Origin of the sequence: Rouxiella sp. T17 (assembly GCF_036663475.1) — a bacterium.
Taxonomy (GTDB): Bacteria; Pseudomonadota; Gammaproteobacteria; order Enterobacterales; family Enterobacteriaceae; genus Rouxiella.
Genome location: NZ_JAWUEA010000031.1, coordinates 52,387 through 77,412 on the forward strand (window position 1 = coordinate 52,387; position 25,026 = coordinate 77,412).

19 protein-coding genes are annotated in these 25,026 nt (G+C 53.1%); 3 read left to right on the forward strand and 16 right to left on the reverse strand.

Annotated elements, in window-relative coordinates; all coding sequences use genetic code 11:
- Positions 1 to 85: 85 nt before the first annotated feature.
- From mukB to cmoM, 4 genes are read right to left on the reverse strand one after another with little or no spacing between them, the layout of a single operon-like run.
- Positions 86 to 4,543, reverse strand: a complete 4,458-nt coding sequence (mukB, locus tag SC206_RS11340; protein WP_332737244.1) for a chromosome partition protein MukB — start codon at positions 4,541 to 4,543, stop codon at positions 86 to 88.
- Complete coding sequence (gene mukE / locus SC206_RS11345) at positions 4,540 to 5,268, reverse strand: chromosome partition protein MukE (protein WP_332737246.1); 729 nt, start codon at positions 5,266 to 5,268, stop codon at positions 4,540 to 4,542. Before mukE ends, mukB begins: the two co-directional genes overlap by 4 nt.
- Entirely contained in the window at positions 5,249 to 6,574 is a 1,326-nt protein-coding gene (mukF, locus tag SC206_RS11350; RefSeq protein WP_332737248.1) for a chromosome partition protein MukF, read from the reverse strand. The genes mukE and mukF overlap by 20 nt, the downstream gene beginning before the upstream one ends.
- The gene (gene cmoM / locus SC206_RS11355) at positions 6,571 to 7,395 is read right to left on the reverse strand and encodes a tRNA uridine 5-oxyacetic acid(34) methyltransferase CmoM (RefSeq protein ID WP_332737250.1); all 825 of its coding nucleotides are present in this window, start codon (positions 7,393 to 7,395) and stop codon (positions 6,571 to 6,573) included. Before cmoM ends, mukF begins: the two co-directional genes overlap by 4 nt.
- Positions 7,396 to 7,527: 132 nt before the next feature.
- Here cmoM and elyC point away from each other — a divergent pair, with 132 nt between their 5' ends.
- Complete coding sequence (gene elyC / locus SC206_RS11360; RefSeq protein WP_332737252.1) at positions 7,528 to 8,313, forward strand: envelope biogenesis factor ElyC; 786 nt, start codon at positions 7,528 to 7,530, stop codon at positions 8,311 to 8,313.
- Positions 8,314 to 8,445: 132 nt separating this feature from the next.
- Here elyC and kdsB read toward each other — a convergent pair whose 3' ends face one another.
- The 10 genes from kdsB to cmk form a co-directional block, all read right to left on the reverse strand.
- A complete protein-coding gene (gene kdsB / locus SC206_RS11365) occupies positions 8,446 to 9,204 on the reverse strand; it encodes a 3-deoxy-manno-octulosonate cytidylyltransferase (protein WP_332737254.1) in 759 nt (252 codons plus the stop codon).
- Positions 9,201 to 9,383, reverse strand: coding sequence for a Trm112 family protein (locus tag SC206_RS11370; RefSeq protein WP_332737255.1), 183 nt, complete (start codon positions 9,381 to 9,383; stop codon positions 9,201 to 9,203). The genes kdsB and SC206_RS11370 overlap by 4 nt, the downstream gene beginning before the upstream one ends.
- A 101-nt stretch (positions 9,384 to 9,484) precedes the next feature.
- The gene (locus SC206_RS11375; RefSeq protein ID WP_332737257.1) at positions 9,485 to 10,711 is read right to left on the reverse strand and encodes a winged helix-turn-helix domain-containing protein; all 1,227 of its coding nucleotides are present in this window, start codon (positions 10,709 to 10,711) and stop codon (positions 9,485 to 9,487) included.
- Between the two features lie 261 nt (positions 10,712 to 10,972).
- Entirely contained in the window at positions 10,973 to 11,185 is a 213-nt protein-coding gene (locus SC206_RS11380) for a cold-shock protein (RefSeq protein WP_332737259.1), read from the reverse strand.
- 540 nt (positions 11,186 to 11,725) lie between these two features.
- Positions 11,726 to 12,736 (reverse strand): tetraacyldisaccharide 4'-kinase, encoded by a 1,011-nt coding sequence (gene lpxK / locus SC206_RS11385; RefSeq protein ID WP_332737261.1) that lies wholly within the window; start codon positions 12,734 to 12,736, stop codon positions 11,726 to 11,728.
- On the reverse strand, positions 12,733 to 14,481 hold the full coding sequence (msbA, locus tag SC206_RS11390) for a lipid A ABC transporter ATP-binding protein/permease MsbA (protein ID WP_332737263.1): 1,749 nt from the start codon (positions 14,479 to 14,481) through the stop codon (positions 12,733 to 12,735). The genes lpxK and msbA overlap by 4 nt, the downstream gene beginning before the upstream one ends.
- 35 nt (positions 14,482 to 14,516) lie before the next feature.
- Positions 14,517 to 16,808, reverse strand: a complete 2,292-nt coding sequence (locus tag SC206_RS11395; protein ID WP_332737265.1) for a ComEC family protein — start codon at positions 16,806 to 16,808, stop codon at positions 14,517 to 14,519.
- A 247-nt stretch (positions 16,809 to 17,055) separates the two neighbouring features.
- Positions 17,056 to 17,340, reverse strand: a complete 285-nt coding sequence (ihfB, locus tag SC206_RS11400; RefSeq protein WP_045046360.1) for an integration host factor subunit beta — start codon at positions 17,338 to 17,340, stop codon at positions 17,056 to 17,058.
- Positions 17,341 to 17,415: 75 nt separating this feature from the next.
- Positions 17,416 to 19,089 carry a 30S ribosomal protein S1 gene (gene rpsA / locus SC206_RS11405; protein WP_332737375.1) on the reverse strand — a complete coding sequence of 558 codons (1,674 nt, stop codon included), beginning with the start codon at positions 19,087 to 19,089 and terminating at the stop codon, positions 17,416 to 17,418.
- Between the two features lie 177 nt (positions 19,090 to 19,266).
- Positions 19,267 to 19,968 carry a (d)CMP kinase gene (cmk, locus tag SC206_RS11410; protein ID WP_332737377.1) on the reverse strand — a complete coding sequence of 234 codons (702 nt, stop codon included), beginning with the start codon at positions 19,966 to 19,968 and terminating at the stop codon, positions 19,267 to 19,269.
- Positions 19,969 to 20,035: 67 nt separating this feature from the next.
- On the opposite strand from cmk, the gene SC206_RS11415 reads away from it, so the two are divergent.
- A complete protein-coding gene (locus SC206_RS11415) occupies positions 20,036 to 20,248 on the forward strand; it encodes a hypothetical protein (protein WP_332737266.1) in 213 nt (70 codons plus the stop codon).
- A 12-nt stretch (positions 20,249 to 20,260) separates the two neighbouring features.
- Here SC206_RS11415 and aroA read toward each other — a convergent pair whose 3' ends face one another.
- Positions 20,261 to 21,544, reverse strand: a complete 1,284-nt coding sequence (gene aroA, locus SC206_RS11420) for a 3-phosphoshikimate 1-carboxyvinyltransferase (RefSeq protein ID WP_332737267.1) — start codon at positions 21,542 to 21,544, stop codon at positions 20,261 to 20,263.
- A gap of 134 nt (positions 21,545 to 21,678) precedes the next feature.
- A complete protein-coding gene (gene serC / locus SC206_RS11425; RefSeq protein WP_332737268.1) occupies positions 21,679 to 22,764 on the reverse strand; it encodes a 3-phosphoserine/phosphohydroxythreonine transaminase in 1,086 nt (361 codons plus the stop codon).
- A 275-nt stretch (positions 22,765 to 23,039) separates the two neighbouring features.
- Here serC and ycaO point away from each other — a divergent pair, with 275 nt between their 5' ends.
- A complete protein-coding gene (gene ycaO, locus SC206_RS11430; protein ID WP_332737269.1) occupies positions 23,040 to 24,800 on the forward strand; it encodes a 30S ribosomal protein S12 methylthiotransferase accessory factor YcaO in 1,761 nt (586 codons plus the stop codon).
- Positions 24,801 to 25,026 lie beyond the last annotated feature (226 nt).

Below are 25,026 nucleotides of genomic sequence, written 5' to 3' on the forward strand. Positions count from 1 at the left end.
AGCAATGTTTTCCGGCCCTTTCTTTTGCGTATAAATGTTGCAAAAAAAGGGCGGGATCATTACTTATCGGCGTCTTGCATCAAGTCTAGCCTTCCGCGACGCTGTCTGCTTCAGTGTTTTCCGCCACCGGCAGTTCCGCCGCAAAACCGCGCAGGCCCACGACGTGAACGTGCTCGGTATTCTGGAACACTTTACGCACTAGTTTATAGGTGGTGCCTTTCTCCGGACTGATATTTTCCGGCGCGGCGATAATCAGCTGCATCTGTAATCTGTCGCACAGCTCGAACAGCGTAGCGATAGATTTAGCATCCAGACGCGCGGCTTCATCGAGGAACAGCAGACGACAAGGCGAAATATCCTTGCCGCGCAGACGGCTCGACTCATCTTCCCAACTCTGCACCACCATCACCAGAATCGACATGCCGGTACCGATCGCTTCACCGGTCGACAGCGCGCCACTTTCGGCACGCAGCCAGCCGTCGGAGCCGCGGTTGACCTCCACTTCCATCTCGAGATAGTTGCGGTAATCGAGCAGCTCTTCGCCGATGGTTTGCGGCGTGCGCTGGCCCATGTCAATTTGCGGATTCAGGCGCTGATAGAGCTTCGCCAACGCTTCGGAGAAGGTCAGACGATTGCTGGTAAACAGGTCCTGATGCTGCTCGTGCTGCTCGGAAAGCACGTCGAGCAGGCCGGCATGCGCCTCACGCACGTTAACGTTCAGACGCACGCTTTTCACCTGACCAAAGGCCACGGCCTGCAGCCCCTGGTTCAGCATGCGAATACGGTTTTGCTCGCGCTGAATGGTTTTGCGAATAATATTCGCCGCGCTTTTCGAGCTGATCGCCAGCTGCTGTTCGCGCGCGGTCAGCTCTTCGGTCAGACGTCCGAGCTCGATTTCCATCTGTTCGATGGCTTCGACCGGATCGTCGGTGCGGATAATATCCTGACGGATACGTTCGCGCAGATGCTGATACACCGCGATATAAAATTGAATTTTACGTTCAGGACGCTTGGCATCTTCCGACAGGCGCAGCACGTCGCGCAGATGTTCGTTATCGGCCACCGCGAGGCGCAACGCACCCAGCGATTTATCCGACATCGAACGCAGCTCGTCGCCACTCAAATAGGCCATTTCACGACGATGCAGACGACGCTCGACGCCATTGTCTTTCACCAGTCGCATCACCGCGCACCAACCAGCCTTGGCCGTCACAACCTGCTCGCGGCTCTGGTGGTAATCGCGCTCCAGCTTGCGCAGGCGTTTTTGCAAGTTGTCCATCTCGGCTTCGCAGAAGGTGATCTGCTTTTCAAGCTGGTTGCAGCGGCTGCGGTTGGTGCTCAGCAGCTGGTGCAGCTCGTCGCGACGGGTGCGGGCGCGGGCTTCGGCATTCGGGTCAGCCTGCACGCCGATATCTTGCAGCTCCTGACTCAGCTCTTTCAGCATGTCGCGCTTGGCTTCATACGAACTTTTCAGCGAGGCCAAAACCTGACTGTACTGGGTGAGCTGGGTTTGATGCTGGCGCACTTGTTCACGCGCGCGGCTGCGTTCTGCCTCGGCGTTTTCAAGACGATGACGCAGCTTGTCGTTGAGGTCAGAATTCTCGTTCAGCATGCCGGCAGAGTCGGTATAGCTGAAGTGCGCGCGACGCTGTACCACTTCGGTCAGCGCGAACGCCTGCTGTTTCGCCAGACGCTGCGCATGCTGCGCCTGCGCGTAATCTTCTTTCAGCTGCTCGTGCTGCTCGGGGTCGCTCTGCAATACGGAAACCAGCGGCTCCAGCTTGCCCAGCGAAATGCCGTGCTGCTGGATAAAGCGCGCCGCGTCCTGAGCTTCTTCGAACTCTTCACGAATCTCTTCGACGCGATCTAGAAGCGTTTCATCGCACAGCAAACCTACGCGCGGTTGCAATTTATTGAGCAGCGCGGCGGCTTCTTTCGCCTGATCGTACTGCTGGCGCTGCTGCTGATTTTGCCCTTCGTGCGCGTTCAACGCACGCTCAAGCTCGCCACGACGGGCGCTCAATGAGCGGATTTCTGCTTCTGGATCGGCTTCGAAAGCGACGGCAAGATGGCTGCCGATAAAGCGGCTGAACGCCTGATGCAGACGCTGAATTTTTTGCACGTCGAAGGAGAGCGTCGCAAAGCGTTCGGAGAGCGTTTCGCGCTCTTTGTGCAACACTTCAAGGCGATTTTCACGCGCGGCGCGGCCAAACAGCGGCACTTGCGGATAGTGCGAGTAACGCCACTGACGGTCGCCGGTTTTCACCAGCACCGCGTTTTGCATCTCTTCGACGGCGAAAACGCTGTCATCGAAGGACTGAGGATCGCCTTCGATTAAGTAGAGATCTTCAGGGCAATCGTCGAGGCCGTCGAGCTGGTCACGGATAAGCGAAAGGTCGGGCACCACGATGGCATGGCGCGACGGGCCGTAAAGCGCGGAGAAGTACGGCGCGTCGTCGAGGGTGACGTCGTCGTAAATTTCAGACAGCAGCACGCCGCCAAAACGTTCGGCCAGCGCGATCATTCGCGAATCTTCTGCGCCGCTCGGCTGGCTCAGTCGGGTGATCTGCTTCTCGATTTTGCGTTTGCGCGCGGCGACGTCATCACGTTCGACTGTTGTCTCGCGTTCGCTTTCGAGCAGCTGCTGCATGTACTCGGTGACCTGCTGGCTGGTTTCCAGCGGCTCTTTAGTCTGCTCGCTCAGCTGGCTCAGCGCGTCTTGCGCACCTAACCACACCGGCGCGCGGGCAGTCAGCTCGCGGATACGCGCCTGAATCTGCTCCAGTTCCTGACGCATTTCCATGCGGCGCTCGCTGGCCTGCGATACCACGGCGTACAGCTCTTCGATTTGCACGTCGAGCTCGCGCTGGAGTTCGTCGAGCTGCTCGGGCTGCACGTCCTGATTAGTGCGTTTGCAGAAATCACTCAGCTGGCGCTCGGCATCCTGCTGTTCACGCAGACGACTTTCCAGCTCGGAAAGGCGCATGCGCAGCGGCTCGACGCGATCGGCCTGATGGCGCTGGGAAGACCAGTCGCGCAGCAGGTCGCGCGCGGTTTGCCACGCTTCGCTGCGGCTCACTTCACCGGCGATTTTCACCACCAGCTGATAGGCGTTTTCAAACTGGCTGTGCGCCGCCTGCGCGACGCTCATTTTCTGTTCGAGCATCAACAGCACGTCGGTGGCTTCAAGCTCGCGGCCGTGGAAGGTTTCGAGCCACTCTTCGCTGTTTTCCAGTGCTAGATCGGGCAACTGGCAAAGCTCGCGTGCGCGCTCGATGGCCTGTAACGCCTGCTGGTACTGGATTGCGCGGGTTTGCTGCACGTCCAGCGCCTGCTGATAATCGGCCAGCTGGCTTTTAAGTTCGTCGACTTCCAGCTCGGCGGCTTCGGCGCGCGCTTCGTGCTCGGCGTGCAGCTCGCTGGCTTCGGCAACCACTTCGTTCTGCTCTTCGAGGCGATAGGTTAACTCTTCGATATCAACCTGATAGCGCTCGATTTTCTCCTGCTGGCGCATTGCGGTCTGCACCAGATTCAGGTGATCGCTGGCGGCCTGATAATCGGTTTCGAGGTCGCTTTGAGAACCGCCCTGCTCGGCCAGTTCGCGCGCCATTTCAACGTGGCGATACTGCTCGCTGGACAGCTGTTTACGGCTGGTCAGCAGCTCGTTACGCAGCACCAGCGCACCGTCGAGATGAATACGACGATCGTTGGCGTGGCGCATGTAGTCGGCAGCCACGTAAGAGGTGGCTTCTGAAATCAGATGCTTAAACAGGTCGCGATCGGACTGGGTAACGCGAATCGCCTCCAGCGTCATGCGGTTTTCACGCAGCGCGGCTTCCATATCCTGGAACGCTTTGCGCACGCCGCTGTTTTCCGGCAGCAAATAGTCGCGCAAGGAGCGGGTGATCGCGCTCGAAATCCCGCCGTAGAGCGAGGCTTCGATCAGGCGATAAAACTTGCTGCGATCGGAGGCTGAGCGCAGACGGCGCGGGATAATCCCCAAATCGAACATCAGCGAGTGATAGTCGGTGATGGAGTTAAACTGCTTGAACTGCACGCCTTCCATCGCTTCGACGCGGTCTTTCAGCTCCTCCAAGGAGAGCACGCGCGCCTGACGTTCACCCACGGTTTCGGTAAGAATTTCCGTCGGTTGCATCGAGGTTGGCAGACCCTGAATGGTGAAGGGTTTGATGTCGACCTTGCGATCGCGACCGGCAACCTGCTGCAAACGCACGCCGACAATCACGCGCTGATGGCGTGAGTTGACCACGTCGAGGGTCGAATAACAGACCCCGGCGCGCAGCTTGCCGTGCAGACCTTTGTCGCGCGAGCCAGAGGTGGCGCCCGCTTCGGTGGTGTTACGGAAATGCAGTAACGTCAGATCGGGGATAAGCGCCGTCACGAAGGCAGCCATAGTGGTGGATTTACCCGCCCCGTTACCGCCGGAAAGCGTAGTCACCAGCGCATCGAGGTCAAAGGTGCGGGCAAAAAAGCCGTTCCAGTTAACCAGCGTCAGTGAGCGAAATTTACCGCGTTCAATCATTCCTGTTCATCCTCTACAGCTTCTGGCCCATTGCCCGCCTGCGGGTCGCTCTCATCGCTTTCGTCGTTGAGGGACAGGCTGCTTTCAATTGGCATCGCTTCGCCGTCGCGGATCATGCGCAGCTGTGCTTCGCGCACGTCATCGCCGCTACGCACGTCGGCCCCGAAGCGAAATACGGCTTCGGTTATTCTGAATTTGGTGCTGTCAGGCCCCATAAAATAGACCATGCCGAGACGGCGCAGTCTATTCAGCGAGGTTCTGACTTTTTCCTGCAATTTTTGCCGGTCGAGATCCGAGCCGGTCGAGCGCTGATTCACAAACTTCAGCAGTTTGTTTTCATCGGCGAGGCTCAGCAGCTCGTCATACAGCTCCTGCTGGGTGAAGATGCCTTCATGGGCCAGACGTTCAGGGCTAAGATACAGATAGCAAAGGATTTTACCGACCATCATGTCCAGCTCGGACAATACCGAGCGCGGGATAAGCGTGGTGGATCGCGGACGAAGATAGAAGAAACCTTCGGGCGCGCGGATCAATTCTACGCTGTAGCGAGAGTAAAATAGTTCGATTTCATCCTGATAATCCATCAGGAAAGCGTGGTTATCCAACTCTTCGATGCCGATATGACGACCAGCACGCAGCTGGCTGTCGAGTGCCGGGAACAGAGAATTTGCCAACGCCTGTGCCAGCTTGGCCGGCATTACTTGATCAATATTTGTCGATGACATGGGCCTGCACCTTGGCTCCGTAATCATTGATTGCCTGCCACTGCGCGGGCAACCCTGAAAAATCTGCTTCAGCCACACCAAGGCGAACTGCCTGGTCGACCATGATACGCGCCACGTCAAAGTGACGAACGCGTGGATATTGTTCGAGATAATCGCGCATCACGAGGCCCAGATTGAGAGGCACTTTGTCTTGCTGATACACCAGCAACGCCTGCTCAATCAGGGCTGCCAGCTGTTCGCGGATTTCGCTGATCTCTTCAAATTCGAGGTCTGGTGGCAGCTCGCCGGTGACCTCTTCGCTGCGCAGCGCCAGCTCTTCGTCACGCATGTCCACCAGGCGATCGGCATTGGCGAAGGTCAGCGTCCACGGATGGTCGAAATAATTTTGCACCGACAGGCGCAAACGCTGGGCAAAGACGCGGTTTTTGTCCATATCGATGGCGGTACGGATAAACTTGTGCACGTGGCGGTCGTAGCCAATCCACAAATCGATCGCCTGCTGGCCCCAGCTGGTAATACGGTCGAGCTTGTTTTGCAGGTCAAACACCAGTTTATCGATAAAGCCCAATCCGGCAGGTCCGTTCAGCGTGGCGTCCTGAATGCGCAACAGGTGAGCCTGAAGCAGGTCACCGGCGGCTTCCAGCGTATCTTGCAGCTCGCGCAAAGTGCCGGACGTTTCAGATAACAGCAGCTCGCAGCTGGAAATCGCCGCGCGCCAATCCTTGCTCAGCAGCCCCGCGATGTCATCTTTCACGCCCTGCTGCTGTTCGTCCATGATGCGCTGCGTCATGTCGATGCTGTCGAAAATTTCAGCCACGGAATATTTGAGCGGGGCAAAAACGTTGCGATGCCAATGGAATTCGTCGCCGTCTTCATCGGCGGCATCGGCGGCGCGTTTAAGCTCCTGCGCCACGATGGAAAGCTGCATCGACAGACGTAACGTCGAGAACTCTCGCTGGCGAATGTAGTAATCGGTAATGCCGATGCCGAGCGGCGTCAGGCGATAAATGGCGTGACCGTCCGCCATTTCGCTGACAAAACGGTTCACTAAACGCTGGCGTACCAGATCGTTGATGGCATTGTTGGCACGCACCGCGATGGTTTCGTGGGTCTGATCAAATCCCTTGCTAACGTGGCGAAAAGCGTCAATTAGCTCGCCCTCGCTCATCTCTCCGTCAAGACGCTCGCCGTTAAGCGTGGCAATCGCCATAAGAAAGGCCAGTCGCTCCGTCGGCAATGAAATTGAGAAATCATTTTTACGTGCCCAGGCGACCAGTTCAGGGACAGTCTGGGAAAATTCACTCATAATTCGTCCTTCCGATCGGGTTTCTGCGCCATCACGTGGATGTAACGCCCCAAACTAACAAATGGCTCCTGCCGGCAATAACGCTGTTCCAGCGCCAGAAGCTCGTCAAAATCCTGTTTATGCTGCTGCCTGTTGCGCAGATAATCGTGAAAAACCCGCACGCCGGTCTTGCCGGTAATCTGCATGCCCATCTCTTCGAGCCACTGATAAACCTGATTCGGCTCCAGCGGGTAGTCGGGGAGCAGCGAGCTTTTTTTAATTTTGGGCAACCCCGCCTCGACATGGCCAAAATTACCCAGCACCATGTGGCGCATCAGCAAACCATTGACGTTATAGAACATCAGCGAGAGCGCGCCTCCGGGTAGCAGGCAGTCGTGCAGAGCATCAAGGGCCTGCTGTGGTTCCGACAGCCATTCGATAACCGCGTGGAACAATATCAGATCAACCGGCTGTTCCAAATACTGTGCAACATCCTGAGCGGGACATTGTACAAATTGCATGTTGTCGCTCACACCTTTTTCTTCGGCAGCGAGTTTCGCGCGTCGAATCATCTCACCAGAGAGATCGCACAACAATACCTGATGTCCTAAAGCCGCGAGTTCGCAGGCCATCTGCCCTTCGCCACCGCCGGCATCGAGTATACGCAAAGGACGTTGAGGAAGCCGAGCTAATAACGCCTGCAAATCCTGACCCAGTACCGCCTGGCGAATGCGCCCTTTTGTGGTGCCGTAAATATTTCGCGAAAACTTTTCAGCCATATCATCGAAATTACGACCCTGAGGGGAAGGCTCCTCCACTACAATGCGTTTTTTCTTGCTCAATTTTTTAATTTAACCGTTGGCTGACGAGAGGCTGTATTCTGCTATTTTCGCACAGGCTGGCCTAGAATAAATCATCCTGACGGATAAACTCACCCGGATGCCGTTTTTTCACTCAAAAGGAACCTAAAAATAATGCTTTTTATCCTGAAAAAAATTGTCGGCGGGCTTTTAATGCCGCTGCCCTTTTTATTGATAATGATGGGCGTCGCGCTGTGCCTGCTGTGGTTTACCCGTCGCCAGAAAACCGGCAAAGTCATATTTTTAGTCTGTTGGCTGATTTTAGGGCTGCTGAGCCTGCAACCGGTCGCTGATGGTTTGATGCGACAGATAGAAAAAACCTATCCGACTTACCGGGGCCACGATGCCGCCGACTATATTGTGGTGCTGGGCAGCAGCTACACCTACAACCCGGATTGGGCGCCGACGTCGAATCTGGTCGACGGCACGCTGGCGCGTCTGACGGAAGGGATTCGTATTTATCACCAGCATCCGGGTTCGAAAATGATTTTTACCGGCGCAGCGGCGATTGGCAATCCAAAAAGCGTGGCCGAAGTGGCAGCATTGGCGGCAGAGAGTCTGGGCGTGCCGACCAGCGACATTATTATTCTCGACAAACCGAAAGATACGCATCAGGAAGCGCAGGAAGTCGCCAAACGCATCGGCAAACAGCCGTTTATTCTGGTGACCGCGGCCAGTCAATTACCGCGCGCGATGGTGTTTTTCCAGCAGCAGGGGCTGTCGCCTATCCCGGCACCGGCCAATCAGATTGCTATCGATTCCCCTTTGAATCCGTGGGAAAAAATTATTCCGCAGTCGCTATTTTTGCTGCACAGCGAACGTTTCTGGTATGAGTTTTTGGGCCAGCAGTGGCAGAAATTGACCAGCAAGAATGAGACAGCCGAGTCGTCAAACGGGTAGAGACAGGAAGAGGATATGGCGAGTTAATAAAGGAAGGAGCAGATAAAGCCTGACAACGCCCCGTCGTGATCGGTAAATAAAATCAATCACGACGGGGCGAAAAACTTTAGCGCTAGCGTTACAGCGTTAGCGTTACAGCGTTTGGCTGGCGAAAAACTCGCGCACGCGCTGTAGATCTTCTGGCGTATCAACGCCAACAGACGGAATCGCTTTTGCCACGGCAACGTGAATTTTCTCGCCGTACCACAGCACACGCAGCTGTTCGAGCAGCTCGATTTTCTCCAGCGCGCTCGGCTCCCACGTCACGTAACGACGGATAAACCCAGCGCGATAGGCGTAAATGCCAATGTGGCGCAGGAAGGTGTCGCCAATAGTCTCTTTCGACTGGGCAAAACGTTCACGATCCCACGGAATAGTGGCGCGCGAGAAGTAGAGCGCGAAGCCCTGTGCGTCCATCACTACTTTCACCGCGTTAGGATTAAACGCCTCTTCGGCATCTTCAATCGGCACGGCAAGCGTCGCCATTCCGGCAGCACAATTTGCAAGATTATCAGCGACCTGATGCACAATCACTGAAGGGATCATCGGCTCGTCGCCCTGCACGTTGACGATAATTTCGTCATCGGCAAAACCGCAGAGATCGATAACTTCGGCAAGACGTTCAGTGCCGGACTGGTGATCGGCGCGGGTCATACAGACTTCGCCGCCCGCGGCTTCGACAGCCGTTTTTACATCGGGATGATCGGTGGCGACGATCACGCGCTTGGCACCCGATTCACGCGCCCGCTCCATCACGTGAACAATCATCGGCTTGCCATTGATGTCGGCGAGTGGTTTGCCCGGCAGACGGGTTGAGGCGTAGCGCGCAGGAATGATGACCACGAAACTCATGGGTGGATCTCGTCGGCAGAAAGGGAACGCGCTTCAACTTCGAGCAGCACCGGAATGCCGTCGCGCACTGGATAAGCCAGGCCGTCGGCTTTGCAGACCAGCTCTTGAGTTTCTTTATTGAAGTACAGTTTGCCAGTGCAAACCGGGCAGGCAACAATTTCGAGTAAACGATGATCCATAGGTCCTCCGTGAGGCATCAAAGAGAGACTCGCGCGGCGGCAAAACTGGCGCGCGGGCGAGTCATTATGGGGAAAGAGAATACCACAGCGGCCCCACGCCGTTAACTCTCCGCAAGCAAATTCCACCCTTCGCCCCAGAGTTCAGCTAGCGCAGCCGGGATATTGCCGAGCGCCACCTTTTTCGCGCCGTGCCACTGGGCAAAGCGTGAAATAGCCTGCGCGAGGTCACTGGCGCGACGTTTGCTTATTTTTATCCCCGTTTCCAGATGCAGGCTTTTAATTTCTAAAATGCCAAATTTACGGTGCATTTTGGCATCGGTGCGGCCAATGATTTCGCCGCGATTGAGTATCGGCAAGGTGAAATAGCCATATTTCCGCTTGGCTTCTGGGGTATAACATTCGATGCGATAATCGAAGTTAAACAGTTCGAGCGCCCTTTTGCGATCCCAAATCACGGGATCAAATGGCGAAAGCAGCGCGGTAACGGACGATTCTATTTTGTGCTGATCGAGAAGATCGACAAAGTCGCGATGAACATACAGCGGATCGGCAAAGGATTCGACCTCGACGGGCACGATCAACCCCAGATCCAGCAGCTTTTCGGCGAGCTTTTTGCTGTTGATCCGTTTGAGTCGATAATAATCGGCCAGCCATTCGATTTTGAAAATTCCCAGCGCCTGCGCCGAACGGCACAGCATCTCGAATTCCGCCGCGTCTTTACTTAACGTATGGGCGGTATCGTCCCAATCCGGAAGAATATTTTTGCGCAGGTCATATACGCGGTGAAAATTGCGCCTTTCGGCAACCATGAGTTCGCCGCTGGTGAACAAGATTTCAAGATGGCGCTTGTGGGGCTTCCAATCCCACCAGCCGCTGCTGCCACGCTTGTCCGAGGTGAAATCGGCAGATCGCACCGGCCCTTTTTCAGCAATGTGCAGTAACAGCGCACTAATGTCGGTTTGGTGTTCGTCGAACCACGCCTGATTAAATTTCCAGCCCATATTCTGCGGGTTGAGCATTTTGTGGCGCAACAGGCGATAGTCTTCGACAGGAATAAAGCAGGCTTCATGTGCCCAATATTCAAATAGTTGGCGTTCGAATAGCGCTTTCTCCAGCCATTCGGCAGGAAAATAGCCCAGACGGCTAAACAGCACAAGATAAGGACTTCGAGCCACCACGCTGATGGTGTCGATTTGCAATAGCGCCATTTGCTGGATGCAGGCAAGCAGATCGGCATAGGTTGCAGGGCGTTTTAAAGGCTGATGGAGTTGTTGAGCAGTAAGATGAAGCGCACGAGCGGAAGAGAGAGAAAGGCTTGGAGTGGGCATATCGATATCCGTCAGTAGCAGCTAACGCCCCATCCTTTTCAAAATTTTTCGAAAAGCGGGCGTATAAAACAGTATGCGGATATCGATAACACATTTTTTACAGGGGGTAAAATTTACCGCCGCTGTTTGCGGTTCAACTTGTAAGACAAGGAGAATCGCCGGTAACCATTAAATTAAAACTTGTTTACGGTACTACTTTACGACACTTCTTTTACAACACGACACGATAATCGTTTATGCTTGGCACTTGATAATTATTGCTTAGAAAGCAATAACATCGGCTGCAGACTGACCGTGAGAAGAGCTGTTGTAAACCGTAAATTCAACGCTTTGACCGGCATTCAGGGATTTGTTACGCGTGTTGGCAATTGAATTGCGGCTAACGTAGATTTCTGAAGAACCGTCGAGTGGAGAAATGAAACCATAACCTTTGGTCTGATTAAACCATTTCACTAAACCCATTTTTAACATCATATATTTATTTCCTTTTTTTCGGGCATCCATGACAACGCTTTTTTATTATTGTTCGGATGCGCTTGCCCATACTAAAGTTGTTCTTATCAGAAACCTCTAATGAGCAATATTAATCCACTTTTTTGTGGACATTGTTTAGTTTCAAACGCCGCATCACTGTCGTTTTGCGTGCTATCTACTGATGCTTTACTATTTTTCATCCGGAAAAACAGAAACATCACTGGATAAGACAACGCCATTAAACATTAGTTCACGAAGCTTGATTCATCAAGTTTGCCAGTGGCAAATACGGCCATTATTTGGAAAGGATACTTATGGGAGGTACTCAGGAGGTTCGTCTTTTGGGCGGAAACTTTTCGGTGATAACCGGAAGATACGTCTGGGGAGGAACAACAAGTTACTTACTAGGGTTAACGGTGCCTATCTAGAGGAGGGACGGTTAACGATAATGTCTCATAAATAGCTCTGCAATCACAGGCCGAGGCGTATTAACTCATAATTCAGAGCCTCGGTCAAGTTTTCGTCAGCAATGTATGCAATTTAACTGCTTTTAATAGCCGAGGTTACTCTTTTATTAGCCAAAACCACAAGGCGCTGTAATAAAGACGCGCTGTCGGCTTCGCCAATTTGTGCATCCACAGGCAAATACCACCAGTTTTCCTGAGCAAAGCTGCGGCATTTTACAGCATCTTTTTCAGTCATCAACAGCGTTTGCCCTGTTGAAGTTAACGCGCCGAGCTGTGCGGGGTCATAGGCCTGATGATCGGCGAAAGGAATCGCTTTTACGGGCGAAATGCCAAGCTGCTTTAAGGTGGCAAAAAAGCGCGGAGGATGGCCGATTCCCGCCATCGCTACCACGTTTTCAAGCGCGTCAGGCTGGCGTTTTTCACCGCTAACAAGGTTCACCGCGAAGCCGGGCTGCAAACGCATCCCGATTTCATCGTGCTGACCCTGCCCGTCACCGTTAACAATCACGGCATCGACACTGCGCAATCTCGAGGCTCTTTCGCGCATCGGTCCGGCAGGCAGCCAGTGTCCGTTACCAAAGCGCCGCACGCCATCGACAACCACAATCTCGAAATCACGCTGGAGTGCGTAATGCTGCAATCCGTCGTCGGTGACGATAAGGTCTAGCGGCGAGGCGTTGAGCAAGGCTTTTACCGCGTCTGAACGCACGGGCGATACGGCTACCGGCGCACCGGTACGCTGAAAAATCAGCACCGGCTCATCACCGGCCTGCGCCGTGGTTGTCGCGTCGTTTAACAGCAGCGGATAACTTTCTGCCTTGCCGCCGTAACCCCGCGACACCACGCCAACGCGCAGCCCGCGCTGTTGCAGCTGTTCGACTAGCCAGATAACCACCGGCGTTTTGCCGTTGCCACCCGCGGTAAGGTTGCCGACAATCACCACCGGCACCGGCGCGCGCCAGCTTTTCTTCCAGCCTTGCTGATAACTGAAACGCAGCATCTGCGAGACGAATCCATACAGCCAGCTTAGCGGAAGCAGCAGCCAGTAAAGTTTGGATTGTCCCGACCAGATGCGCTCAATCATTGACCAAATTGCATCCGGTGAAGCTGCGCGTAAGCACCACGCTGTTCCAGCAGTTCGGCGTGCGTGCCGCGCTCAACTACGCGGCCATCTTCCACCACCAGAATCTGGTCAGCTTTTTCGATGGTCGACAGACGGTGCGCGATAACCAGCGAGGTGCGGTTTTTCTGCAGTTCGTCCAGAGCAGACTGAATAGCGCGTTCCGACTCGGTATCCAGCGCAGACGTTGCTTCGTCGAGAATCAGCACCGGCGAATCGCGCAGCAAGGCGCGGGCAATCGCGATACGCTGACGCTGGCCGCCAGAAAGCAGCACGCCGTTTTCACCGATAACGGTGTCCAGGCCGTTGTCCATCTTGTTGATAAAGTCCATGGCGTGAGCCAACGTGGCTGCTTTTTCAACGTCTTCGCGGTTGTACTTTTCAGTACGCGCGTAGGCAATATTATTGGCGATGGTGTCGTTAAACAGGTGCACGTTTTGCGAAACCAGCGCGACCTGATCACGCAATGAAGAAAGCGTGTATTCACGCAGGTCATGACCGTCCAGCAAAATCTCGCCCTGCTGAATGTCATAGAAACGCGTCATCAGGTTAGCGATGGTCGATTTACCCGAACCCGAACGGCCTACCAGCGCGATCGTTTTACCTTCAGGGATCTCGAAGGAGATGTCGCGAAGGGCCGGCTTCTCGCTGCTACCATAGCTAAAGGTCACGTTTTTGAATTCGACGTTGCCTTTGGCACGTTCAACGGTCAGCTTGCCTTCATCTTTTTCCTGCTCCATATCAAGGATAGAGAACAGGGTTTGACAGGCCGCCATGCCGCGCTGGAACTGGGCGTTGACGTTAGTCAGTGATTTCAGCGGACGCATCAAGGCAATCATCGAGGAGAAGACCACGGTAATAGTACCGGCGGTCAACGTTTCCATCACTGATGGGAAGCTTGCCGCATAAAGGACAAATGCCAGCGCCAGTGAAGCAATTAGCTGAATAATCGGGTCAGAAATTGAAGAGGCAGAAACCAGACGCATACCCTGACGGCGCATGTGGTTGCTGACTTTATCAAAGCGCTCGGTTTCGACGGCCTGGCCACCGAAAATCAGCACTTCTTTATGGCCTTTCAGCATCTGCTCGGCGCTGGTTGTCACCTGCCCCATGGTGTTCTGCATGTTTTTGCTGATGTTACGGAAGCGTTTTGACACCACGCGAATAACCGTAGAAACCACCGGCGCGATAATCACGAGGATCACCGACAACTGCCAGCTGTAGTAAAACATCATGATGAACAGGCCGATAATCGAGGCCCCTTCACGCACGACGGTCACCAGCGCGCTGGAAGATGACGACGCAACCTGCTCGGAATCGTAGGTAATGCGCGAAAGCAGTGTACCGGTAGACTGCTGGTCAAAGAACGCGACCGGCATTCTCATCATGTGACCAAACAGGCGACGGCGCATCATCATGACGACTTTGCCTGATACCCATGAAATACAGTAACTTGAAACATAACCACTGACCCCACGCACCAGCATCAAGCCGATAACAACCAGCGGCATCCACATTAATACGGAGCGGTCAGTCTTACCAAAGCCATCATCCAATAGCGGCTTAAGCAGCGATAGCATGAGGGTATCACCGGCGGCATTAATCACCAGTGCGATAGCTGCAGCAATAAGCCCAGCTCTAAAAGGAGTGATCATCGGCCAGAGGCGACGGAATGTCTGCCAAGTGGAGAGATCTTTATCATTCATCATGCAATTACCAGCAGCGAAATAAACAGCGGCCTATTCTACGCATTATCTTCACTAACGCCAAACCACTGATGGTACCAACGTGGCATTAATTGTTCACGCATGCCCTTAATTAGCCAATAATTGTCGAAAAATAACGCACTAAGCTGCCCTGAGCGAGCGGTGTCGCGCCAAACGAAGCCGTTATCACGGTAGCGACGTTTTATTTTTTCCGCCGGCAAATGCCAGACATTGAAACGCGATGCAGAGGCAATCGCCACTTCTGCCTCGGTTGCGCGCAAGAAAGGCGCAATCGAGGAGGTATTACTGCCATGGTGCGGCACCTGCAACAGATTGACCTGCAACGCTTGTCTATCCTGCTTTATTAACGCGGTTTCAACTTTGCGCTCGATATCCCCTGTCAGCAGTAGCGTAAAATTGCCGTCACTGACTTTAATCACGCAGCTGTCATCGTTGTTGGCATAATCTTTTATCGAGGGTGGCCATAAAACCTTAAAATCCAGCCCCTGCCACTGCCATTGCTGGCCTTGAATACAGGGCAGAATTCCCTCCCCTGCAAACGAGCTGCGCAGGCTGGCGTCTGGAAACGCCGCGCGGATTATGTCAGTGCCGCCGTGATGATCAAGATGACTGTGGCTGACGATAATCTGTTCCAGCCGAACATTACGCCATTGCAGATAGGGTAAAATGTGCTTCTGCGCCTGCGAGCCCCCTTCCCAGCGATTGCCGGTATCATATAAAATGCCACGGCCGTTTTTTTCAATTAACAGGGCAAGACCGTGGCCGACGTCGAGCATATCGACACGCCAATTCTCTTTACTCCCTGATTGTCGCCAGAAAAGCATCAGCCCACACAGGGCTAAAAGCGAAGCGAGATGACTCTTTGCCCATCCCATTCGCCAGATAATGACGCCGAGCCAGCCACAGAGACAAAATATCATCGCGCTTTCGCCCAGCGGCCACCAAAAATGCTCGGCTTTCTCTAGCCCAAGGATCACCCAGTTGAGACTGTGGTCGGCCAATGACCAAAGTAGATGAATAAAAGGCTGAGCGAGCAAAGAAGGTAAATGATTGAGAAACAAGGCGGCCAGTACGAGTGGCACAGTAAAGAGCGAAACGATGGGCACCGCCCAAAGATTGGCAAACAGCGACGCCGTGCTTAGGCCATGAAATAAACCCATTTGCATCGGCAGCAGCAAAAACGTCATGCCGAGCTGTAAATGAAACCAACGCAGCCATGCCCAGTACCAATGACGTGAAAAACGCGTCGGCAAAGGCGCCCATTGAAACCAGAAAATCAGCCCTGCGACGGCAAAACATGAAAGCCAGAAGCTGTCGGAGAGAATACCCAGCGGGTCGCCGAGCATCAGTAGCGCCACGCCCCAACTCCAAACCTGCCACGGATGACAGCGTAATTTAAATAGTTTTAAGGTCAGCCATAGAGAAATGGCCAGAGCAGCGCGCATGGCGGGCGGATTGATGCCGGATAGCCAGGTGTAATAGATCATCGCCAACCAGCTAAGTAAAATAGGAAAACGGTAATCTATCAGGCGTAACGGCAGCAGAAACTGCACTCCGCGCGCTATTAGCCAGCCTATCAGCGCCGCGACGCCGATGTGCAAACCTGAAATCGCCATGAGATGCGCCGTGCCCGTGAGCTTGAACAACTGATTTATTTTCTGGCTCACCAACCCTCTTTCACCAAAAGCCAGAGCAAGCAGAATGGGCATATTCTCGCGATCTGTTATCTGTTGCTGCACGGTTGAGAGCATCGTTTGTCGCAGCGAACACTCGCCGGAAAGTCGCTCGGCGGTGTGAACGCGGCCAGTGAGCGTCTGCCGATTGGCGACCGCCCAGCGCTGGCCGTCAAAACCGCCGCTGTTTAGCTGACTGTGTACGGGCCGCAAGCTCATGCTAAATAACCAGCGCTGCCCTGCACAATAGTCGTCGCCAACGCCTTCGCTATCTATTTTGGCTTTCAGCGGTGGAAAGACTCTTTTGCCGTTGACGGTATCAAGCGTGATAAGCACGCCGTGATGTTCTCTTTTTTGAAGTGATACGCTGCGTATTTCGGCTTCGACCTGCTGCCTTCCACCACTTAACGCCTGAGTCTGCTGCAAAATCTGGTTGGCATTCGCCGTCGCCCACAGAAAACCCAGCAGGACAATACACAGCAACTTGCTGAGTCGATAAGGTAAATATCCCATGACACAAGCCAGCAACAATAGCCCTACTCCCTGTAAAAGGTTGGGCAGCGTTGGCAGCACTGTGAGCGGCAAGATGCCAGCGACCAGTGCCAATGCGACTTGAGTAACGGTTAATTTAATCATCTCAATCCTTGAAAGATTCGGTCGGTGTAGAGCATTGCGAGTGAAGGCGAGGAAGGATTGTTGTCGAGAGAGGAAAGTGAGGCAATCTACAATTTTGGACGTTGCGAGACATCACCCAAAACAAAATGATTAATATTTGGGCTGTTGCAAAGATCGTGACCGGAAAAATAAGCAAAAAAAAACGGTGCCCGTGAGGACACCGTTTTGTTCGCTTTAGGCAGACATCTACTATGCCAGGGACAAGCCCTTAACTGTAAATGTTCGCACGGTCGCGTAACTCTTTACCCGGCTTGAAGTGAGGAACGTACTTGCCGTCCAACTCAACTTTGTCGCCCGTTTTCGGGTTACGTCCCACGCGCGGAGCACGGTAGTGAAGAGAAAAACTGCCAAACCCGCGGATTTCGATGCGTTCTCCATCAGCTAAGGTTGCAGCCATATGTTCTAGCATCTCTTTCACGGCATCCTCAACGGCTTTCGCCGGAACATGAGAGTGCTGGCCAGCAAGTCTTTCAATAAGTTCAGACTTGGTCATATAACCTCCAAGCTTTGCAGCTAAACTACCGTTATAGGCGCGGTGACTAATAAATTAGCCTCCGCTACCCGTTTATTACTCGCCTTTTGCCGCTTTGAAAGCTTCAGCCATTGCGTTGGAGAAGTTGCTTTCGTCTGGTTTGTTGTTAACCACGGCGATTGCATCTTTCTCGTCTGCTTCGTCCTTAGCACGGACGGACAGGCTTACAACACGGTTCTTACGGTCAACACCAGTGAATTTAGCTTCGACTTCATCACCAACGTTCAGAACCAGAGTTGCGTCTTCAATACGGTCGCGAGAAGCTTCAGAAGCACGCAGGTAACCTTCTACGCCGCCTGCTAATTCAACTGTAGCACCTTTAGCGTCAACTGCAGTTACTTTACCAGTAACAATAGTACCTTTCTTGTTTACAGACAGGTAGTTATTGAACGGGTCTTCTGCAAGTTGCTTAACGCCCAGGGAGATACGCTCACGTTCTGCGTCAACCTGCAGAACTACAGCTGCAATCTCGTCGCCTTTTTTGTATTCACGTACTGCTTCTTCGCCTGCAACGTTCCAGGAGATGTCAGACAGGTGAACCAGGCCGTCGATGCCGCCGTCCAGACCGATGAAGATACCGAAGTCAGTGATTGACTTGATTTTGCCTTCAACGCGGTCGTTTTTGTTGTGAGTTTCTGCGAACTGCTGCCATGGGTTAGCTTTACACTGCTTCAGACCCAGGGAGATACGACGACGTTCTTCGTCGATGTCCAGAACCATAACTTCCACTACGTCACCAACGTTAACAACTTTGGATGGGTGGATGTTTTTGTTGGTCCAGTCCATTTCGGACACGTGTACCAGGCCTTCAACGCCTTCTTCGATTTCTACGAAGCAGCCGTAATCAGTCAGGTTGGTTACACGACCAGTCAGCTTGGTGCTTTCTGGGTAACGTTTAGCGATAGCAACCCATGGATCTTCGCCCAGCTGTTTCAAGCCAAGGGAAACACGAGTACGCTCACGGTCGAATTTCAGAACTTTAACAGTGATTTCGTCGCCAACATTCACGATTTCGCTTGGGTGCTTAACGCGCTTCCAAGCCATATCGGTGATGTGCAGCAGGCCGTCAACACCGCCCAGATCAACGAAGGCGCCGTAGTCAGTGAGGTTCTTAACGATACCTTTAACTTCCATGCCTTCCTGCAGGTTTTCCAGCAGCTGATCGCGCTCTGCGCTGTTCTCAGACTCAATAACTGCACGACGAGAAACAACAACGTTGTTGCGCTTCTGGTCCAGCTTGATGACTTTGAACTCAAGATCTTTGCCTTCAAGGTGCAGCGTGTCACGAACAGGACGCACGTCAACCAGTGAACCTGGCAGGAACGCACGGATACCGTTCAGCTCAACGGTGAAACCGCCTTTAACTTTACCGTTGATAACACCGGTAACAGTTGCAGCTTCTTCGTAAGCTTTTTCCAGCATCAGCCATGCTTCATGACGCTTGGCTTTCTCACGGGACAGCAGAGTTTCACCGAAGCCGTCTTCAACAGCGTCAAGTGCAACGTCAACTTCGTCGCCTACCTGGATTTCCAGTTCGCCCTGTGCGTTTTTGAACTGCTCTGCTGGAATAGCAGACTCAGACTTCAGACCGGCGTCAACCAGTACGACGTCTTTGTCGATAGACACAACAACACCACGAACGATTGAACCCGGACGGGTTTCGATTGTTTTTAAGGATTCTTCAAAGAGTTGAGCAAAAGATTCAGTCATATTGATAATCTTTAGTTTCTTAAGTTTAACGTCCATCTGGCTTCATGCTGGATGGGGTTGTTTCAAATGCCCCACTACCATCCTGGCGGCGAGGTTAAAAAAAACGGTAGCAAAAACTGGCACTCACTCCTTGTTCTTTACAAAAAAGAACGGAGTAGCACCAGATTGTAGCGTGAATTAACGGCTTTGCTTAACCGGTAACCCTAAAATTTCAGTGGCGTAAGCCAACGCCTTTTCAATGACTGCCTCGATGGACATACTGGTTGAATCCAGCATTAACGCATCTTGCGCGGGCACCAAAGGCGCTATCGACCGATTACGATCGCGGTCATCCCGCTCTTTTATCTCGGCTAAAAGACGTTCAAAGTTAACACTAAAGCCCTTTTCCTGCAACTGTAGCATTCTTCTGTTTGCACGTTCTTCGGGGCTGGCGTCGAGAAATATCTTCACCTGGGCTTCCGGAAACACCACGGTGCCCATATCACGGCCGTCTGCAATCAGGCCCGGTTTCTCTTTGAAAGCGCGCTGACGACGCAGCAACGCTTCACGAACCCGAGGAAAAGCAGCCGCTTGCGACGCTGTATTGCCAACAGTTTCGGTGCGGATCTCGTGCGTGACGTCCTCACCTTCCAAAATTACGCTCAGGTGTCCGTTATTCGATACAAAACGCACGTCGAGGTGGGCAGCGAGCGGCACCAACGCCTCTTCGGAAACGATATCAACCTGATGATGCAGCGCAGCCAGCGCCAGAACGCGATAAATGGCCCCGGAATCCAGCAGATGCCAGTCAAAGGCTTCGGCAAGCGCCTTGCAAAGTGTGCCCTTGCCCGCGCCACTTGGGCCGTCAACGGTAATTACTGGGGTTATAGACGAGGTCATAGCCGTCATTTCTCTCTCCTTTCGGTGGGGAAAACCCCTCATCGTTAACCCAACGGGGCTAATTCAGGTGCAGCATTATACGCTGCTTATCGCCGAACTGTTACCCCGCATCAGCAAGTTGCGCAAAATAAGGCTGATCACGGGGCGTAACTATTCAAATAATCAACAAAACAGTCAATTAATGGTCAAAACTCAGCACAGTAAAGCACAGCAGAGAAAAATTGCCGGTGTTGAAAGCAAAAAAAACGGACATCAATCGATGTCCGTTCGCGATGAATAATTAAAAAAACGATCAGGCAGGCGTGCTGAGCGAGGCAAGACGCTCAAAATAGTCAGGGAACGTTTTTGCCGTACATTTCGGGTCGAGAATAGTGACCGGCGTGTCGGACAGCGCCACCAGCGAGAAACACATCGCCATGCGGTGGTCGTCGTAAGTACCGATTTCGGCGAAAGTCAGGGTGCACGGCGGCTCGATACGAATATAATCTTCGCCCTCTTCTACCGTTGCGCCGACTTTACGCAGCTCGGTCGCCATGGCAAACAGGCGATCGGTCTCTTTCACACGCCAGTTATAGATGTTGCGCAATGTGGTAGGACCCTGTGCAAACAGCGCCGCCGTCGCGATAGTCATCGCCGCATCGGGAATGTGGTTCATGTCCATGTCGATGCCGTGCAGCTCGCCGCGCGTACATTCGATGTAATCGTCAGACCAGTTAATGGTCGCGCCCATTTTCTCGAGCACGTCGGCAAAGCGAATATCGCCCTGCATGCTGTTTTTACCAATGCCTGTCACGCGCACGGTGCCGCCCTTGATGGCCGCTGCCGCAAGGAAGTAAGAGGCTGACGAGGCGTCGCCTTCGACCAGATACGTGCCCGGAGAAACGTAGCGCTGTTTGGCAGTGACGCGGAACTGCTGATAATCTTCGTTGGTCACGGAAACGCCAAACGTTTTCATCAGATTCAACGTGATATCAATGTAAGGTTTGGAAACCAGATCGCCTTTAATGCGAATAACGGTGTCGTTTTCTGCCAGCGGCGCAGTCATTAACAGCGCGGTCAGGAACTGGCTGGACACGCTGCCGTCAACGCTGATTTCACCGCCCGCGAAGCCACCCTGCAGGCGCAGCGGCGGATAGTTTTCGTTTTCGAGATACTCGATTTTCGCGCCGCCCATGCGAAGCGCGTCAACCAGATGGCCGATCGGACGCTCTTTCATGCGCGGTTCGCCGGTCAGCACGACGTTTTGCTCACCCAGACACAGCGCCGCCGCCAGCGGACGCATCGCGGTGCCGGCGTTGCCCAGAAACAGCTCCAGATCCTGAGCCTTCGGGAAAATACCGCCAAGGCCGTCGATTTCACAACGGGTACGGTCTTGCGACAGGCGATGAGTCACGCCGAGCTGGGTCAGCGCGTTAAGCATGTGGCGCACGTCGTCGCTGTCGAGCAAATTAGTCAGCTGCGTAGTGCCTTCGGCAAAGGCGGCCAGCAGCAGCGCGCGGTTAGAAACGCTTTTTGAGCCAGGTAAGTTGATGGTGCCATCAACTTTTGCAATAGGTTGTAGTGTTAGAGCTTCCACAGTGTTCTCTCGGATCGGAAAAATAGCCAAATAAATTAAAAAACATAACCCCGGTCAATAGCGCCGGGGTTATGTTTAATTTCCAACATTTCTAATAATAAAAATGTAAATCAAACAGTTGCTACAACGTCGGCTTAGCCGTGACGTTTTTCGAAATCGATCATGAAGTTGGTCAGCGCCTGAACGCCTTCCAGCGGCATCGCATTATAAATGGATGCACGCATTCCGCCTACTACGCGGTGACCTTTCAGCGCGTGCAGACCGGCTGCCAGCGACTCTTTCAGGAAAACGTCATCCAGTGCAGGATTTGCCAGCTGGAAAGGAATATTCATGCGCGAACGGTTAGCGTCGGCAACCTGATTGCGATAGAAGTTGCTGTCATCGATAGTTTTATACAGCAGCTCGGCTTTCGCCTTGTTGCGCTTCTCGATTTCGGCAATGCCGCCCTGCTCTTTCAGCCATTTGAACACCATACCGGAGAGGTACCAGGCGAAAGTGGGTGGCGTGTTGAACATTGAATCGTTTTCTGCCAGTACGGTGTAATCAAGAATAGAAGGCAACTCTTGACGCGCCTTGCCCAGCAAGTCTTCGCGCACGATAACCAGCGTCAGACCGGCAGGACCGATATTTTTCTGCGCACCGGCGTAAATTACGCCAAAACGGCTGACATCGATCTGGCTCGACAGGATGGTAGAGGAGAAGTCGGCAATCACGACTTTATCGCCGAAGTCTGGCATCTCGTCGATAGCCAAACCGTCGATGGTTTCGTTCGGGCAGTAGTGAACGTAGGCCGCATCGGCGCTTAGTTTCCACTCGCTCATTGGCAGCAGGCCGCGCTTGTCGCCAACCGTGGTGGTGATGTCGATAACGTTTGGCGTGCAGTATTTCTGCGCCTCTTTTACTGCGCTGTGCGCCCAGTATCCGCCGTCGATATAATCCGCCGTGGATTTGTCACCCAGCAGGTTCATTGGAATTGCCGCGAACTGCGCGCGCGCGCCGCCGTGGCAGAAAAGCACTTTATAGTTCGAGGGAATATTCATCAGGTCCCGAATATCCTTTTCGGACTCTTCGGCAACCTCGATAAACTCCTTGCTACGGTGACTGATTTCCATCACCGAGGTACCGAGACCGCGCCAGTTGCAGAGTTCCTGTTCGGCACGACGTAAAACTTCAGCCGGGATCATCGCCGGGCCTGAGCTAAAATTATAAACCTGAGTCATTTCCCCTCACCACTTTTCTTTGATAGCTATTTGAAAGCCAGTTGAGTCATTGATTGATAGCAATTTTGAATGCTTGCCTATACCAATAACCAGTTTATCGGTTTTATCACTGGTCTCTGCCCGCTGCAATTGTTATTCGCCGTAGAGTAATAATCAGTAATAAAATTCATGTCGAGCGCCGTGACATTCTTTTTTCTTAGCATAATGAATACGTGGAGGTTGAGCCAAAAACCCCGTATCATTGCGCGTTTTTAGAACGCACAAAAGTGAACTCAATGACGCAAACTTTTATCCCTGGCAAAGACGCGGCGCTGGAAGACTCCATCTCCCGTTTTCAGCAGAAACTCACCGACCTCGGCTTCAATATTGAAGAGGCCTCGTGGCTGAATCCGGTCCCTAATGTCTGGTCCGTCCATATTCGCGATCGCGATTGCCCGCTGTGCTTCACCAACGGCAAGGGAGCCAGTAAGAAAGCGGCATTGGCTTCAGCGCTGGGCGAATACTTCGAGCGCCTGTCCACCAACTATTTCTTCGCCGATTTCTATCTGGGCAAAGAGATCGCCAACGGTGATTTCGTACATTATCCGAATGAAAAATGGTTCCCGATCCCGGCGGATAACAGCCTGCCAGCGGGCATTCTGGATGAGCGTCTGCACGCGTTCTATGATGAAGAAAATGAGCTGACCGGCAGTGACCTGATTGACTTGCAGTCCGGCAATGCCGATCGCGGTATTTGTGCGCTGCCTTTCACCCGTCAATCCGACCAGCAGACCGTCTATATTCCTATGAATATTATCGGCAACCTGTATGTTTCAAACGGCATGTCAGCGGGTAATACTGCTAACGAAGCGCGCGTACAGGGGCTTTCCGAAGTCTTCGAGCGTTACGTGAAAAACCGCATTATTGCCGAATCCATCAGCCTGCCGGAAATTCCGGCCGAGGTGCTGGCGCGCTATCCGAGCGTGGTTGAAGCTATCGCCAGGCTCGAAGAGGAAGGTTTCCCTATCCTTTCTTACGACGCCTCGCTCGGTGGCGAATATCCGGTGATTTGCGTGGTGTTGTTCAACCCGGCAAACGGCACCTGTTTCGCCTCCTTCGGCGCGCACCCTGACTTTGGCGTGGCGCTCGAGCGTACCGTTACCGAACTGTTGCAGGGCCGTGGTCTGAAAGATCTCGACGTGTTTACCGCGCCAACCTTCGACGACGAAGAAGTTGCCGAACACGCGAACCTCGAAACTCACTTTATCGATTCAAGCGGCCTTATCTGCTGGGATCTGTTTAAGCAGGACGCCGATTTTGAATTCGCCGACTGGAGCTTCAGCGGCAGCACTGAAGAAGAGTTCGCCACGCTGATGGCTATCTTCGATAAAGAAGACGCCGAAGTTTACATCGCCGATTACGAACATCTCGACGTTTACGCCTGCCGTATTATCGTACCGGGCATGTCTGACATTTACCCTGCCGAAGACCTGCTGCTGGCCAACAACAGCATGGGCGCCAACGTGCGCGAACAAATTCTGGCGCTGCCAGACAGCGATTTCGCACCGGAAGAGTATTTGCAGATGATTACCCAGCTGGACGATGAAGGTCTTGACGACTTCACCCGCGTGCGCGAGCTGCTGGGCATCGCCAGTGGTAAAGACAACGGTTGGTATACGCTGCGCGTTGGCGAGCTGAAATCAATGCTGGCGCTGGCCGGTGGCGATATGGATCAGGCGCTGACCTGGGCCGAATGGGCGCACGAGTTCAACTCTTCCGTTTATAGCGATGAGCGCAACAACTATTACCGTTGTCTGCAAACTCTGCTGCAACTGGCGCTTGAGCCAGAGCGTGAAGCGTCTCAGTATTATACTGCCTTCGTTAAAATGTACGGTCAGGACGCCGTTGACCGCGCGTCTGCAGCCATCAGTGGCGAAGAGCGTTTCCACGGCCTGTTTGCGGTAGATGCCGAACTCAAGGCATTGCCTGCTCATCAGGGCCTGCTTGCGGCCTATGAAAAACTGCAGGTTGCCAAGCGTCGTCATTGGGCAAAATAAAAGAAATCAGGATTAAGCTTTCCTTTATCCTTTTTTCTACAGAGTAATATTCTATAAAAGCCGGAAAATAAGCTCCGGCTTTTCTTTTGATAATTTTTACCCGTTGGTTACTTTACCTTTTTTGTCTCTCTTAAAAATTATAAACACGCTTTCTCGTTTGACTCTTTTTCAAATCGGCGATTAAATAGCGGCAATATAAAAATAATGGCGCAGTTAATCTTGCTGG